Origin of the sequence: Mycobacterium sp. E735 (assembly GCF_001666955.1) — a bacterium.
Classification (GTDB): domain Bacteria; phylum Actinomycetota; class Actinomycetes; order Mycobacteriales; family Mycobacteriaceae; genus Mycobacterium.
In genome coordinates, this window is sequence record NZ_LZIX01000253.1 from 20215 (window position 1) to 34993 (window position 14779).

At 69.3% G+C, this 14779-nt stretch carries 13 protein-coding genes; 7 read left to right on the top strand and 6 right to left on the bottom strand.

Annotated elements, in window-relative coordinates; translation table 11 throughout:
• Positions 1–31: 31 nt before the first annotated feature.
• A complete protein-coding gene (locus A5704_RS28895) occupies positions 32–631 on the top strand; it encodes an SHOCT domain-containing protein (protein WP_067784943.1) in 600 nt (199 codons plus the stop codon).
• A gap of 1 nt (position 632) precedes the next feature.
• On the opposite strand, the gene A5704_RS20885 is transcribed toward A5704_RS28895, so the two are convergent.
• Positions 633–1886: an MFS transporter gene (locus A5704_RS20885; RefSeq protein ID WP_067890816.1), complete on the bottom strand. Its 1254-nt coding sequence runs from the start codon at positions 1884–1886 to the stop codon at positions 633–635.
• 83 nt (positions 1887–1969) lie between these two features.
• Here A5704_RS20885 and A5704_RS20890 point away from each other — a divergent pair, with 83 nt between their 5' ends.
• The 3 genes from A5704_RS20890 to A5704_RS20900 all read left to right on the top strand — a co-directional run bounded on the left by A5704_RS20890 (position 1970) and on the right by A5704_RS20900 (position 5059).
• Positions 1970–2800, top strand: coding sequence for a uracil-DNA glycosylase (locus A5704_RS20890; RefSeq protein WP_067890819.1), 831 nt, complete (start codon positions 1970–1972; stop codon positions 2798–2800).
• Positions 2793–3911: an FAD-binding protein gene (locus tag A5704_RS20895; protein ID WP_067750003.1), complete on the top strand. Its 1119-nt coding sequence runs from the start codon at positions 2793–2795 to the stop codon at positions 3909–3911. The genes A5704_RS20890 and A5704_RS20895 overlap by 8 nt, the downstream gene beginning before the upstream one ends.
• 116 nt (positions 3912–4027) lie before the next feature.
• Positions 4028–5059: an LLM class flavin-dependent oxidoreductase gene (locus A5704_RS20900; protein WP_067750004.1), complete on the top strand. Its 1032-nt coding sequence runs from the start codon at positions 4028–4030 to the stop codon at positions 5057–5059.
• Positions 5060–5063: 4 nt separating this feature from the next.
• On the opposite strand, the gene A5704_RS20905 is transcribed toward A5704_RS20900, so the two are convergent.
• The 3 genes from A5704_RS20905 to A5704_RS20915 all read right to left on the bottom strand — a co-directional run bounded on the left by A5704_RS20905 (position 5064) and on the right by A5704_RS20915 (position 9960).
• Positions 5064–8984 (bottom strand): bifunctional diguanylate cyclase/phosphodiesterase, encoded by a 3921-nt coding sequence (locus A5704_RS20905; protein ID WP_082954919.1) that lies wholly within the window; start codon positions 8982–8984, stop codon positions 5064–5066.
• A gap of 90 nt (positions 8985–9074) precedes the next feature.
• Complete coding sequence (locus A5704_RS20910; protein WP_067757193.1) at positions 9075–9521, bottom strand: nitroreductase family deazaflavin-dependent oxidoreductase; 447 nt, start codon at positions 9519–9521, stop codon at positions 9075–9077.
• 10 nt (positions 9522–9531) lie between these two features.
• Positions 9532–9960 (bottom strand): HIT family protein, encoded by a 429-nt coding sequence (locus tag A5704_RS20915; protein ID WP_067890836.1) that lies wholly within the window; start codon positions 9958–9960, stop codon positions 9532–9534.
• A gap of 47 nt (positions 9961–10007) precedes the next feature.
• Between A5704_RS20915 and A5704_RS20920 the strand changes: the two genes are divergently transcribed.
• On the top strand, positions 10008–11399 hold the full coding sequence (locus tag A5704_RS20920; RefSeq protein ID WP_082954920.1) for an amidase: 1392 nt from the start codon (positions 10008–10010) through the stop codon (positions 11397–11399).
• Positions 11400–11409: 10 nt separating this feature from the next.
• Here A5704_RS20920 and A5704_RS20925 read toward each other — a convergent pair whose 3' ends face one another.
• Positions 11410–11949, bottom strand: a complete 540-nt coding sequence (locus A5704_RS20925) for a DNA-deoxyinosine glycosylase (protein WP_067890825.1) — start codon at positions 11947–11949, stop codon at positions 11410–11412.
• A 36-nt stretch (positions 11950–11985) separates the two neighbouring features.
• Here A5704_RS20925 and A5704_RS20930 point away from each other — a divergent pair, with 36 nt between their 5' ends.
• Together A5704_RS20930 and A5704_RS20935 are read left to right on the top strand one after the other, a co-directional pair.
• Positions 11986–13131, top strand: coding sequence for an adenylate/guanylate cyclase domain-containing protein (locus A5704_RS20930; RefSeq protein WP_156737720.1), 1146 nt, complete (start codon positions 11986–11988; stop codon positions 13129–13131).
• A 281-nt stretch (positions 13132–13412) separates the two neighbouring features.
• The gene (locus tag A5704_RS20935) at positions 13413–13997 is read left to right on the top strand and encodes a hypothetical protein (RefSeq protein ID WP_067785157.1); all 585 of its coding nucleotides are present in this window, start codon (positions 13413–13415) and stop codon (positions 13995–13997) included.
• 35 nt (positions 13998–14032) lie between these two features.
• Here A5704_RS20935 and A5704_RS20940 read toward each other — a convergent pair.
• The coding region (locus tag A5704_RS20940; RefSeq protein ID WP_197508522.1) for a sensor domain-containing protein at positions 14033–14779 on the bottom strand (747 nt) is incomplete at its 5' end.

The window sequence follows — 14779 nt, forward strand, 5'->3', positions numbered from 1 at the left end:
TGGAGCGATTCTTGTGAAAGGTCGGGTCCAAGTGTTCGGACGCAGAGATCTCAGCAAAGTCGGCACCCGCGCGTTCGCGGACGTCCTGGCCGCCGAGCAGTCGGCGATCTCGGTCACGGTCGGCAACCCGAACCTGGTCAACAACACCGAGGTTCGCTGGAAGCTGCTGCTGCGGGTCACGCCCGAGGGCGAAGCGCCGTTCGACGCCAGCGTCACCGCACTGCTACCCCAGCTGAGCCCGCCGCGGCCGGGCCTGAGGCTGGCGGTGCTCTATGACCCGAAGGACCACAGCCGCGTGCAGCTCGACCACCGGCCGGCCGCCACCGCCGACGCGGCCATCGACGCCGTGACCGCCGCCCGCCCCGACCTGGCGGGCGCCCAGGTGATGGGAATGCCGATGACCGATGTCATCCGGCGCGCCATCTCGGATCCGACCGCCTTCCGGGAGGAGATGATGCGCCGCGGAGCCGAGATGCAGCAGCAGGCGTTCGGCGCGGCGATGCCGGCGCCCGCGGCGCAAGCCCGGCAAGACCCGATCGAGCGGCTCGAGCGGCTGGCCGCGCTGAAGGAGCGCGGCCTGCTCACCGACGAGGAATTCGAGCAGCAGAAGCGCAAGATCCTCGGCGAGTGAATCACGGCGGCGACGGCGTACTCGCCTCCAACTCCGGCGCGCGGTCCAGGTCCCGCAGCGACGGCAGCCTCGAGGCCACCAGCCCGATCGCCAGGATCGGTACCGCCAGCGCCAGGAACGTGACCTGCAGCCCGGCGGCGTCGGTGAGCGGGCCGGCCACCAGCAGGCCCAACGGCCCGGCCGCGTAGGTCAGCGCCGCCATCACCCCGACCACGCGGCCGCGCAGGTGATGCGGTGCCCGGGTCTGCATGACGTAGTTGTAGATGGGCTGGATCGGCCCGTACACCAGGCCGGTCACCCCGCAGAGCACCAGGATCACCGGCAGCGGCGGCAGGAAGGCGATGCCGACCGTCGCGGCGCCGAAGGTGAGGGTCGCCGTCAGCACCGCCGTACGCCGGCGGGTGTATCTCGACAGCGCCGCGTAGCCGAGCGCGCCCGCCACGCCGCCGATCGCGAGCGCCATCAACGCCCAACCCAGCTGCGCGGGCTGGTGCCGGTCGGCGAAATACTTTGGGAACAGCACGCTTTCCATCGGCAGGTAGAGCGCGGTCACGGCCAGGTCGATCAGACCGAGCGTCCGCAGCACCCGCAGCCTCCACACGAACCGCAGACCCTCAGCGATCCCGGACACCAGGCCGTCCGGGCGGGTCGCGTGGTGCGGCTTTCCGGCGCCCTCGAGCCGCAGCGCGCCAATCGCCAAGAGCGACAACCCGAAACACCCCGCCGTGAACCACATGGTGTTGATGCCGCCAACCGTCGCGATCATCAGGCCGCCGATCCCCGGACCCACCATGAACCCGAGATTGAGCACGGCCTCGTAGATGCTGTTGGTGCGGTCCAATGACCAGCCCGCCCGGGCGGCCGCCTCCGGCAGCATCGACTGGCGTGCCGTCGTCCCGGCCGGGTCGAAGGCCGCCGCGCAGAACCCCAGCACCGCCAGTTCCGCGACGTTGATCGCGTCGGCCCCCAGCAACAAGGCGGTCAGCGGAACGGCGGCCACCGCCGCGCAGGACAGTGAGTCGGAGACCAGCGACACGCGGCGGCGGCCCACCAGGTCGACGGCGGTGCCGGCGACCAGCGTGGAAAGCACCAGCGGCAGGGTCATCGCGGCGGCCACGACGGACGCGTCCCTGGCGCGGTCGTGGTGCTGCAACGCCAGCCAGGGGAACGCGATGATCGAGATGCCGGTGCCCGTCGTCGCCAGCAGCGTGGCGGACATGATCAGAAGTGCCGGGCCGCGGCTCGTGTGGCTCATGGGTATCCCGGGGAGAATGTAGCCGCTGATCCGCGGCCCGACCACCGAATATCCGGGGGGTTCGGCGGTCGCGCACCGGCTGACTGCAGGATGTTGATGTGCTCGTCCACCCACGTACCGGCCAGGCGTTCGATTCTCCAGTGGTTCCCGGCACCGGTTGGCCGGGGGACCCGGCGACCCCGCAGACCCCGGTGGCCGCCGACCCCACGCAGGTCGCCGCGCTGGCTCCCCGGGCCCCGTCGATCCCCGAACTCGACGCCTTGATCAGCGTCTGCCGCGCGTGCCCCCGGCTGGTCGACTGGCGCGAGGACGTCGCCGCCCTGAAGCGCCGCGCCTTCGCCGACCAGCCGTATTGGGGCCGGCCCGTGCCGGGCTGGGGCTCGGAACGGCCCCGGCTGCTGATCGTCGGGTTGGCGCCCGCGGCGCACGGCGCCAACCGGACCGGGCGCATGTTCACCGGCGACCGGTCCGGCGATCAGCTGTACGCGGCGCTACACCGGGCCGGGCTGGTGAACCAGCCGACCAGCGTGGATGCCGCGGATGGGTTGCGGGCCAACGGGGTTCGGATCGCTGCGCCGGTGCGGTGCGCTCCGCCGGCCAACGCCCCGACGCCCGCGGAACGGGACACCTGCTGGCCCTGGCTGGAAGCCGAATGGCGGCTGGTGTCCGAGCACGTGCGCGTGATCGTGGCTCTGGGCGGGTTCGCGTGGCAAATCGCGCTGCGGTTGCCGGGCGCGTCCGCGATGCGCAAGCCGCGGTTCGGCCACGGGGTCGTGGCGCAATTCGCGCCCGGTGTGCGGTTACTCGGCTGTTACCACCCGAGCCAGCAAAACATGTTTACCGGTAGGTTGACACCAGCGATGCTCGACGACGTTTTCCGGGATGCGAAAAGGCTGGCAGGGATTAATGACTGACGTTCTGATTTCCGGCGCCAGCGTGGCCGGTGCGACGGCGGCTTATTGGCTTGGACGGCACGGCTATTCGGTCACCGTGGTGGAGCGCCACCCCGGCCCGCGACCGGGCGGCCAGGCGATCGACGTGCGCGGGCCGGCGCTGGGAGTGCTGGAACGCATGGGGCTGCTGGCCGCCGCTCAGAAGCGGAGGACGCAAATTCGCGGCGCTTCCGTCGTCGACAGCGACGGCAACGAGCTGTCGCGCGATACCGAGGCGACACCCACCGGCGGCCCCATCGACAGCCCCGACATCGAGCTGCTGCGCGACGACCTGGTCGAATTGCTTTACGGCGCAAGCCAATGGACGTCCGAGTATATTTTCGACGACACCATCACCGGCTTGGACGACGACGGCGCGGCCGTCAACGTGACCTTCGAACGTGCCCCCGCGCGCAGCTTCGACCTGGTCGTCGGGGCGGACGGACTGCACTCCAACGTGCGCCGGTTGGTGTTCGGCCCCGAGGAACAGTTCATCGAGCGCCTGGGCACCCACGCGGCGATCTTCACCGTCCCCAACTTCCTGGAACTCGACTACTGGCAGACCTGGCACTACGGGGACTCCACCATGGCGGGGGTCTACAGCGCCCGCAACAACGCCGAGGCCCGGGCCATGCTCGGTTTCATGGAAACCGATCTGCGGATCGACTACCGGGACACCGAGGCGCAGTTCGCCGAGCTGGAACGGCGGATGGCCGGCGACGGCTGGGTGCGTCCCCAGTTGCTCGAGTACATGCGCAGCGCACCGGACTTCTACTTCGACGAGATGTCGCAGATCAAGATGGACCGCTGGTCGAAGGGCAGGGTCGCGCTGGTCGGCGACGCCGGATATTGCTGCTCGCCGCTCTCGGGCCAGGGCACCAGCGTCGCGTTGCTGGGCGCCTACATCCTGGCCGGCGAGCTCGCCGCCGCGGGTGATGACTACGAACTCGGCTTCGCCAACTACCACAAGGAGTTCAACGACTACGTCAAGCGCAACCAATGGCTGGTCGTCGACAACATCCCGGGCGGGGCGCCCATTCCGCAGGAGGTCTTCGACCGCATCGTCAGCTCGATCACCCTCAAGGACTACTGACAGTCCTTCGGCCGAGCAGACGCAAAGTCGCCCGCCACGCCGGGCGGGCGTGCGATTTTGTGTCTGCTCGCGAGGAGGCCGGGAACGTTCGTGGGCCGGAAGGCGTTGACGCGAACGTGCGTCTTTCCGTCCTCGACCTGGTCCCGGTGCGCACCGACCAGACGACCCGTGATGCGCTGGCGGCCACCGTGCAGCTGGCCCAGGCCGCGGATCGGCTGGGTTTCACGCGCTATTGGGTCGCCGAGCACCACAACATGCCGTCCGTGGGCGCCACCAGCCCGCCGGTCCTGATCGCCTACCTGGCCGCGCAAACCACGCAGCTGCGCCTCGGGTCCGGCGGCGTGATGCTGCCCAATCACGCGCCCCTGGCGGTGGCCGAGCAGTTCGCGCTGCTGGAAGCCGCCGCCCCCGGCCGCATCGACCTCGGCATCGGCCGAGCGCCCGGATCCGATCCGGTGACCTCCTACGCGCTGCGTGGTAGCCGCGGCGACGAGGACATCGAAAACTTCCCGGAATACCTCGACGACGTGGCGGCGCTGATGAGCGCGCGCGGCGTCGTGGTGCCGCTGCGCTCGGGGGACTACCGGCTCAAGGCCACCCCGGCCGCGGCCGGCGAACCACGCCTGTGGCTGCTGGGGTCGTCGATGTACTCGGCGCACCTGGCCGCCGCCAAGGGGCTGCCGTACGTGTTCGCACACCACTTCTCCGGCCAGGGAACCGAGGAGGCGCTCGAGGTGTACCGCTCGAGGTTCAGGCCGAGCAAGCTCACGCCCGAGCCGGTGACGTTCCTGACGGTGAACGCCGCCGTGGCCGAAACCCACGACGAGGCAACGGCATTGATGCTGCCCAACCTGCAGATGATGGCAAAGCTGCGCACCGGGCAGCCCCTGGGCCCGGTGCCGCTCGTCGAGGAGGCCGAAGGCGCCGAGCTGACGCCGCAACAGCGGCTCATCGTGGACAGTGGGCTGCGCCGGGCGGTCCTCGGTACGCCGGCCGAGGCCGCCGAACAGCTGCGGGCGCTGGCGCAACGGTTCGACGTCGACGAGGTGATGGTCCACCCGGTCGCATCGGCCCACCGAGGCACCGACCCGGCTACCGCGCCGGCGCGGGTCGCGACGCTGGAATTGCTGGCCAAGGAGTTGTTCTAGCTCCTCAGTCCGTCACGCCCGACCGCTCGGAGTCGACCGGTCCTGCGATGGCGCTCCTGTTGGTGATCCAGCGCCGCAGTTCGTCCGGCGGCAACGGCGGGCTGTGCACGAAGCCCTGGGTGATGGTGCAGCCGCATCCGCGCAGCGCGCTCAGGGTCAGCTCGTCCTCCACCCCCTCGGCGACGAGGTCGGCGCCCAGGTTCTGCGCCAGGTCCACGGTGGACTGGACGATGGCCACCGAACGGGGGTCCTGGGCCAGGCGCGCGACGAATCGCCGGTCGAGCTTCAATTCGTCGACCGTCACATCCTGCAGGCGGGCCAGCGACGACCACCCGGTGCCGTAATCGTCCAGCGAGATCCGAACGCCCAGCAGCCGCAGGGCGGCGACGGTGTCGCGGGACCGCTCGGAGTCGACGAGTGCGCTCTCGGTGATCTCGACGATCAGCGCCTCGGGAGGCAAGCCGTGGTTCCGCAGCAGCCGCTCGATGGTGACCGCGAGGTCGAGGTCGAGCAGGTTCGCCGTCGACAGGTTCACCGCGACTGTCAGCGGGATGCCCTGCTCGCGCCAGGACCGAATCTGCTCGAGCGTCAGGTTGATCGTGCGATGGGCCACCGCGCGCATCAAACCGGCGCGCTCCGCGGCGGGCAGGAACGCCTCCGGCAGCAGCAGCCCGCGGGTGGGATGCTGCCAGCGCAGCAGCGCCTCCACACTGTGGACGCTGTCGTTCGCGTTGACCTTGGGCTGATAGTGCAGCGTGAACTGGTCGCCGTCGTTCAGCGCGGCGCGCAGCTCCCGCACCAGGTTGGGATCGTGGTCGCGATCGGCCTCGTAGGCCGACTCGTACACCGCGATCCTGCTGACGGCCGATTTGGCGTGCGGGACCGCCGCCTCGGCGCGATTCAACAGCTCCTGGGGGTGGTCGCAGTGGTCGGGGTAGAGGGCGATGGCGATGCAGGCGTCGATCTCCACGCTGATCGCATCGAGTTCGAACGGGATGCTCATGCCTTCGAGCAACCGGCCCGCCTGGGCGCGCGCCGCGACCAGGTCGGATCCGTCGCCGAGGAGGATGGCGAATTCCTCGTCACTCACGCGCGCCAGCAGATCGTCGCGACGCACGTTGCGCGCGAGGCGGTTTGCGACGCGCCACAGCAGCTCATCGCCGAAGTGCCTGCCGACCGAGTCGTTGATCTCCCGCAGCTTGTGCAGGTGCAGCAACAACAGCGCACGCCGCGATGACGCCCGCCCCGACGACGCCGAAGCCGACAGCGCGGTCAGGGCCGTCGCCAGGGACCGCCGATTGGGCAGCGTGGTCAATTCGTCGGTCATGGCTTGCTTGTGGCTCTCGGCCAGCATGCTGACGTCCCGGAAGCTCACCGAGAACCGCGCGGCGACCGCGACGAGGCTCAGCGCCGCGAGCGTCGAAGCGAGCCGTGAGTTGTGCCCCAGGATGGCGACGCCGAGCGCCACGACCGTGCACGTCACCGGCACCGCGTATGAGCCGAGTCCGCGCCGCGCGGCCGGTATCGCCGACGACGACCGGGCCCAACTGGCCATCGCCACCAGCAGCGACGACGCCGGCCAGAGTGCGTCCAGCGTGGTGCCCACCCGGTACGAACCCGCGGAGGTCTCGAATAGGTACGCGGTGTCGGCGACCGCAAAGCCCACCAGCCCGGCGACAAGCAATCCCCAGCGAAACTCGCTGCGCCAGCCCAGGACTGGCAGCATCCCAACGGCCAAAGCCAGCAGCACCAGATCGCCCCACGGGTAGACGAGACCCACCAGCACCGTGGCCGGCGTCTTGGCCGCGGCGGCGTGCATGGGTCCGGCCCGCAGCGCGGCGGCCAGCGCGGCGATGGCCAGCGCGCACACCAAAGAATCGAGGCGGATCGGCATCGGCACCCGCTTCAGGTGCGACCGCATCAGCAGCAGAATCCCGGCGAAGACGAACGGATAGAACGCCAGGTATTCGGGATCGGCGACCGACGGCGAATGGGCGTTGGGTACCCACAACGCATAGACGACGTCACCGAGCGCCGAGAGCGCCATCCCGGTTGCGATCATCGACCACGCGACCCGGTCGGCCCTGAGGCGGTATGCGCGAAGGGCGATCAAGCCGGCCGCCACCAGGTTCAACGCCGAATACAGGGATTTGGCGAAGAAGACGCTGTGGCTGGCATCCGGGAAGAGGGCGCTGGCCGCGGTGAAGGCGAGCACGCCAATCGCCAAGGCGGCCAGCGCGATCCGGATCGCCGTCGGTGGCCATCGAACACCGTCGCGGCCATCCTGTGGCTGCGCCGGTTTTGGCGCCGTCAGGTCGGCGGCTCGTCTGAGCTTCGGGGCGGTGCTCGCCTCCACCACGGCGTCCACCACCGGGGACGACGCGGTCAGCTGGTCGACCGAAAACGAGTACGCGAGCGGCAAATCGGGCACAAAGCTGCGAACGCATTGGCCGCCTTCGCGTTTGGCCGTATACATGGCCAGGTCGGCGTGGCGGAGGAGCTGCTCGACGCTGCACTCCGAATCGGCCGTGGCCACCGTGAAGCCGACGCTCGGCCGGACCGGGATGGGAATGCCGTCCACCAGGATCGGGGTGTGGAACGCCTCGAGAACCCGATGCGCCGCCTCGCGCAAGTCCTCGACGGAACCCTCGAGCAGCACGGCGAATTCGTCACCACCGAGGCGAGCGGTGACGCAGTTGTCGCCCAAGGTGGCGGTGAGCCGCGCGGCCACCTGGACCAGCAGTTCGTCACCGGCGGGATGACCGAGGGCGTCGTTGACGGATTTGAAATTGTCGAGGTCTAAGAACAGCATCCCGATGGGTACGGCGTCGAGTTGTCGACGGGCGACGGCCTCCTCCAGCCGCTGCAGGAAGTAGGCCCGATTGGCCAGTCCGGTCAGGCTGTCGCGGAAAGCTTCCCGCGCGACCTCCGACAACAGGCTCTGGTTCTCCATCAGGACCACGAACTGCCGCGCGAGCACCGCGGCCACCAGGATTCCCAGCGCGAACAGCAGCGGCCCATGCGCCATCAGCCCCACCGCGTGGGCGAGTCCGACCGCGGAGGCAATCACGAGTGGCAGGTAGGGCAACCACAGGCGGGTGCGCGAGCGGATCTGCTCGCCGCGTGACGCCGGCAGCGGCGACTCGTTGAGGCTGGCGAGCGCGGCCAGCGCGATCATTGCCAAACCGGCCACCCTGCCCAGGTCCGCCACGGCGCTGACCTGGTAGGTGCCGACCCCGCTCCTGAACACCGTCGCGATGTCGGCGACGCTGATCGTTGCCACTCCGCCCGCCAGCAGATTGCGACTGGGAATGTCTCCGGTCACGCCGCGTGCCAGCAGCAGGATGGCGATGGTCAGCAGGACGACGTCGTTGAATACCTCGGCGACCGTTGCCAGCCGCGGGCCGCTTTCCACCCGCAGCTCTTTGTCGAGCACCAAGGCCCACGACACGACGAACAGGGAGGTCGCCACGATCAGCCCGTCGAGCAGCAGTCGCCGCGGGCTGTGCCGGGACACGCGCGACAAGAGCGCGAGCGAGGCCATGGCGCCGAAGGGCCAGAGCAGCAGCACGATCTCGGCCTTGGCCGGGTGTGTGACGTGGGCGAGTACCGGGCGCGCCTCGTAGACGGCCCAGATCACCTCGCCGACCGCCCAGCCCACCAGGGCAATCAGCATCGCCAGCCAGCCGAACCTGTGCCGTCCGGTCGCGGAGCAGGCCGCGCGGCCCGCGCATGCCGCCCCGAACAGGAGACACAGCGCGAGCACGATCTCGTCCACCGGCCGGGTCGCGTAGGCGCCCTCCCAGCCGGCGAGCGACGACGTGACCACCAGCGCGGCCGCCAGAGCGTAGCTGCCGAGCACGGCCCAACCCAGACGCGCGGGCAGCCCTAACCGCCGCCACGGATTTCCCGCCCAGGGTGTCATGCCCGCTCCAGCCGATCGGCGCCGTGTGGTGAGCAACCGAGGAGTTCACCGCGCGTTACAGGAGAATAAACCTCCACGCGGCGTTCGGGGTCAACGCCGCGTGAGTACCACAACCGGGATCGGCCGCGACGTTTTCTTCTGGTAGGCCGTGTATCGGTCGCCATTGTTCTTGTTGACGATCTGCCATAGCCGCGGGTAGTCGGGATCGTCGGGCAGCACGGCGCGGGCGGTTACCGCCAAACGCTTTGGCCCCACGTTGATTTCCACATCCGGATGCTTGCGCAGGTTGTGATACCAGCCGGGTGCCCGGGGGTCGCCGCCCTTGGAGGCGACGATGAGGTAGTCGTCTCCGTCGCGCGCGTAGGTGAGCGCCGCGGTTCGGCGCTGTCCCGTCTTGGCGCCCACGGTATGCAACAGCAGGCTCGGTATCAGCAGCATGCGGTGGCCGATCCAGCCGTTCGACTTTCGATAGACGGCGTCGTGTACGCGCAGGATCTGGGGCAGTAAACCCTGCTCAACCCAGGACGGAAATGCCATCCGCCCAGTATTACTGGCTGGCGTCGATGCGGGCCAGGGCCGATCGCAGGATTTGCGCGGTGGCGTCCCGGTCGGGGTCGCGGCGCAGGAGCATGCCCTTGGCGACCGACAGCTTGTCGCCGTTGCGCCGGGGCAGCACGTGCAGGTGGATGTGGAACACCGTCTGGAAGGCGGCGCTGCCGTCGTTGATGGCGATGTTGGTCGCGTCGGCCAACTCCGTCGCGCGGGCGGCGCGGGCGATCCGCTGACCCATGGTGACCATGCCCGCCAGTGTTTCCGGGGGTGTATCGGTGAGGTCGACGGTGTGCCGCTTGGGAATCACCAGGGTGTGGCCGCGGGTGAACGGCCGGATGTCGAGGATGGCCAGGTAGTCGTCGTCTTCACAGATCCGGATGGCCGGGGCCTCCCCGGCGACGATCGCACAGAACACGCAGGACATGTCGCCCACGGTACTGGCCGGTGCGATGCGGGGGATACGCTGCCGCAGTGGACGCTCGCGACGTGGCTTTTGCCGGCGCCGCCGCTCAGGTCAGGATGCTGGCCGACGGTGAACTGACGGCGCCCGAGCTGCTCGAGATCTACTTGGACCGGATCGCGCGGATCGACAGCCAGCTGCGCTGCTACCGCGTGGTGCTCGCCGACAGCGCGCGCTACGAGGCCGCCGTCGCGCAGGACCGCCTCGACGCCGGCGAGCGGCTTCCCCTGCTCGGCGTGCCGATCGCGATCAAGGACGACGTCGACGTCGCCGGCGAGGTGACGACGTACGGCAGCGGCGGACACCGGCCCGCCGCGAACTCCGACGCGGAGGTGGTGCACCGGCTGCGCGCCGCGGGCGCGGTCATCATCGGCAAGACCAACGTGCCCGAGCTGATGATGTTCCCCTACACCGAATCGCTGACCTTCGGCGCGACCCGCAATCCCTGGAACCCCAGGCGCACCCCGGGCGGCAGCAGTGGCGGCAGCGCCGCGGCGGTGGCCGCGGGCCTCGCTCCGCTGGCGCTGGGATCCGACGGTGGCGGCTCGATACGCATTCCGGCGATCTGGTGCGGCCTGTTCGGCGCCAAACCGCAACGGGACCGGGTGTCGCTGGAGCCCCACGACGATGCCTGGCACGGGCTGAGTGTCAACGGTCCGCTGGCGCGCTCGGTGCTCGATGCCGCGATGTTTCTCGATGCGACGTCGACGGTGCCGGGGCCCGAGGGTGAGTTCGTGGCGGCGGCGACCCGTGCGCCCGGAAGGCTGCGGATCGCCCTGAGCACCAAGTCGCCGACGCCGCTGCCGGTCAGGGTCGGCAAGCCGCAGCTGACGGCGGTCGAACAGGCCGGCGCGTTGCTGCGCGACCTGGGCCACGAGGTGATCACCGCCGACCCCGACTATCCACCGTCGGCCATCATGACCAATTACCTGCCGCGCTATCTGCGCGGCATCAGCGACGACGCCGATTCGCTACCGCACCCCGAACGCCTGGAAGCCCGGACCCGCAACCTGGCCCGCGCCGGTTCGTTCTTCTCGGATCACCGCATGACCGCCCTCCGCGAGGCGGAGCCGGCGGTGACCGCCCGGATCCAATCGATCTTCGACGACGTCGACGTCGTCCTCACGCCGGGCAACGCGACCGGCCCCTCACGCATCGGCGCCTACCAACGCCGCGGCGCGGTGTGGACGCTGCTGGCGGTGGCGCAGCGGGTGCCCTACCAACAGGTCTGGAACCTGACCGGCCAACCCGCCGCGGCCGTGCCGTGGGACTTCGACGGTGACGGCCTGCCGATCGCCGTGCAGCTGGTGGGCCGCCCCTACGACGAGGCGACCCTGTTGTCGTTGGCCGCGCAGATCGAATCCGCCCGGCCGTGGGCGCACCGCCGTCCGCCGGTGTCATAACGTCTGCGCCTCATCGATTGCGCCGGCCCCATCGCTCGCCGGGCTTCGCCGCGCTCGCGTTCGACGCGATTTCGCGCCAGGCGGCCAGCTTGGTGTCCGCCGGCACGGCGTGCGCCGGGCTCGTGGACGGCAGCCGCCGGTACTGGACCCGCTCGTCGGCCTGGGCCAGCCGGCGGTAAAGCTCGGCGGCCTTGGCGCCGTTGAAGTACACCCGCTCGATGACGGGATACCGAGCGTACAGTCCGCGGAAGTCGTTGACCACCAAGCTTTTCGGTTGGATCGCCGAGTCCGCGCTGCCGGAGCGGCGGCATGCGCGCACCACGTCCCACAGGGCCACACCGGCCGATTGCAGCGCGGCCAGCCGCGTTTCGTAGGGCGCGGCCGGGTCGAAGCCGAACAGCTCTGCGGTGATCGGCCAGAACGCATTTCGCGGATTGGCGTAGTAGTGACCCACCGCCAGGGATTGCACGCTGGGAAACGACCCCAGGATCAGCACGCGGGCGCGCTCGTCGACGACAGGCGGGAATCCCCGCAACAGTGGTGCGCTCATCGCTTCACATCATGGCGCGCGTTGTACGTTGGCGAAGTGGAGGACGACGGTCACAACGGCGCCGGCCCGCACATCGAGGATCTGCTCGACGGACTCGAGGGCAGCGCACGCACCGAGCGGGCGGAATTGGTGGAGTGGCTCCTGGAGCAGGGCATCACTCCGGAGGAGATCAGGACGACCAATCCGCCACTGCTGCTGGCGACCCGCCACCTCATCGGTGACGACGGCACCTACGTGTCCACCCGGGAGATCAGCGAGACCCACGGCATCGACCTGGGCCTGCTGCAGCAGGTGCAGCGGGCGATCGGTCTGGCGCGAATCGACGACCCCGACGCCGCCGTCCATATGCGCGCCGACGGTGAAGCCGCCGCCTACGCACAGCGTTTCGTCGAGCTGGGCCTGGACGCCGAGCAGGTGGTGCTGGTGGTCCGGGTCCTCGCCGAAGGCCTGTCGCGCGCGGCCGAGGTCATGCGCTACACCGCCCTTTCGGCGATCATGCGGCCCGGCGCCACCGAGCTCGAAATCGCGAAGGCCTCGAAGGCGTTGGTGAGCGAGATCGCGCCGCAGCTGGGTCCGATGATCCAGCACATGTTGTTCCTGCAGTTGCGCCACATGATGGAGACCGAGGCGGTCAACGCCGCGGCGCGCGCCGCCGGCCAGCCGCTGCCGGGGGCGCGCGCGATCACCGTCGCGTTCGCCGACCTCGTCGGTTTCACCCGGATCGGCGAGGTGGTTTCCGCAGAGGAATTGGGGCATCTGGCCAACCGGCTCGCGGCGCTGGCCCGAGACGTCACGGTCCCGCCCGTGCGGTTCATCAAGACGATCGGTGACGCGGTGATGTTCGTCTGCCCCGACCCGCTGCCCATGCTCGACGTGGTCTTGAAGCTCGTGGACGCCGTCGACTCGGACAACGATTTCCCGCGGCTGCGGGCGGGCGTGGCCTCCGGCATGGCGGTGAGCCGGGCGGGGGACTGGTTCGGCAGCCCGGTCAACGTCGCCAGCCGGGTCACCAGCGTGGCGCGCCCGGGCACCGTGCTCGCGGCGGATTCGGTCTGGGAGACGGTCGGTGACACCGGCGAGTTCAACGGCTCGTTCGCCGGTGCGCGCCGCCTCAAAGGCATCAAGAACGAGGTGAAGCTGTTCCGGATTCGTCGCGGCGACGGATCCAACGGCGACGACTGATATGGGAATGCTGCCGACATGGGCAGGCCCGGACGACACTAGGGGGCGTTTGACTCCGTCATGCGCGGGTCCTACGCGGCCGGTTTTCTACCCTGACTTCCGGCGCTTGGAATTGGTCGTTTCCGGGCCTGCTTCGCTACCAAAAATACAACTTTGATCAGCCCATATCAACGGTTTTTGAGCAGTCGGATCGGGGCTTGGCGCGGGGCCGCGTCGCGGCGACGGGTTCGCCGGGGGCGAACACGGTTCCCTTGCACGTGCAACGATGTAATCATGTAATTATGAAGTCGCACCACACGCACGGCCGGCGCTACGGCCGCCCCGGCGGCTGGCAGCAGGCCCAGCAACCCGACGCCAGCGACGCCGCCGAATGGTTCGCCGGACGCCTGCCCGAGAGCTGGTTCGACGGCGATCCGACGGTCGTCGTCGACCGCGAAGAGATCACCGTCATCGGACGGCTGCCTGAGCTCGAGGGCTCGGAGAAGGAAGAAAGCGAGGCCCGCGCCGAAGGACGCGCGTCGCGGTTCCGCGAGGAAACCCGTTCGGAGCGAATGCGCATCGCCGACGAGGCGCAGGATCGCTATGGCCGCAAGGTTTCCTGGGGCGTCGAGGTCGGGTCGAAATCCGGCTCCGAGCGAATCCTGTTCACTCACATCGCGGTACCGGTGATGACGCGCTTGAAGCAACCGGAACGGCAAGTGCTCGACACGCTGGTCGACGCCGGCGTCGCCCGGTCGCGTGCCGACGCCCTCGCCTGGTCGGTCAAGCTGGTCGGCGAACACGCCGAAGAATGGCTTGCCAAGCTACGCAACGCCATGTCGGCCGTCGACGACTTGCGCGCCGAAGGGCCGGACCTCCAGTCGTAGGCGAAAAGCGCGCTGCGCCTTGGGTTTAGGGCTCGCTACCCGTTGTCGACTTTCGCGACGATCTTGTCGACGATCTGGGTGCCCTGATCGCTGATGTGGTATCCGCAGGCGTTGACGTCGACGACGACGTTGTTGGCCGCGCTCATCGCGCGCTGGCACTCCCAGCCGTCGGCGCCCTCCTGGGTGTCCAGCACCGCGATCTTCGGCGGGTCGCCCTGAATCTGGGCGAACGTCCACCGATACGTCTTGCCCTTGTTCGTCACGGTCACCGTCTTGCCCGCGCAGCCCTTCCACTTTCCCGCCGAGGTCTCCAGGAAAGCCTTCGCCTTGTCGGCGGACGGGAACAGGACAACGGCCTGATTGACCCAATGGTCGTAGTTGTCTCCCGGCTCCGACGACACCAGCCCGCTCACCGCTGAGTAACCGGTGCCCGAGTACACCGGGCTCTGGGTGGTGTACAGCGCGCCCTGGCAGTCGGGCTGCGACACCGTCAGCGACGAGGTGTCCATCGACTGAATGGGCTTGCCGGGCTCCATGGTTGACGATCCCATGACGGAGTTGACGTCCGAGGCGCCGAGCAGAAGCGCGCTGAGGCGCTCGGCGGGTATCGGGTCGGGTGCCGGCGCCGGCTTGGGTCGCACGAGAAACCAGATGCCCACGGCACTGGCGGCGACGACGACGACCAGTGCGGCGACGCCGGCGATGATGGGCCAGGGGTTGCGTCGTTTGGGTGGGGGTTGGTTCCAGGCGGGTGCGCCGGTGAATTGGTGCGGGGCGTGTGC

Excerpts from the sequence above, each read along its gene's own strand:
- A5704_RS20885 (WP_067890816.1), bottom strand. The coding sequence starts at position 1,886 with ATGAGCCACACGAGCCGCGGCCCGGCACTTCTGATCATGTCCGCCACG.
- A5704_RS20895 (WP_067750003.1), top strand. The coding sequence starts at position 2,793 with ATGACTGACGTTCTGATTTCCGGCGCCAGCGTGGCCGGTGCGACGGCG.
- A5704_RS20905 (WP_082954919.1), bottom strand. The coding sequence starts at position 8,984 with ATGACACCCTGGGCGGGAAATCCGTGGCGGCGGTTAGGGCTGCCCGCG.
- A5704_RS20910 (WP_067757193.1), bottom strand. The coding sequence starts at position 9,521 with ATGGCATTTCCGTCCTGGGTTGAGCAGGGTTTACTGCCCCAGATCCTG.
- A5704_RS20915 (WP_067890836.1), bottom strand. The coding sequence starts at position 9,960 with ATGTCCTGCGTGTTCTGTGCGATCGTCGCCGGGGAGGCCCCGGCCATC.
- A5704_RS20925 (WP_067890825.1), bottom strand. The coding sequence starts at position 11,949 with ATGAGCGCACCACTGTTGCGGGGATTCCCGCCTGTCGTCGACGAGCGC.
- A5704_RS20935 (WP_067785157.1), top strand. The coding sequence starts at position 13,413 with ATGAAGTCGCACCACACGCACGGCCGGCGCTACGGCCGCCCCGGCGGC.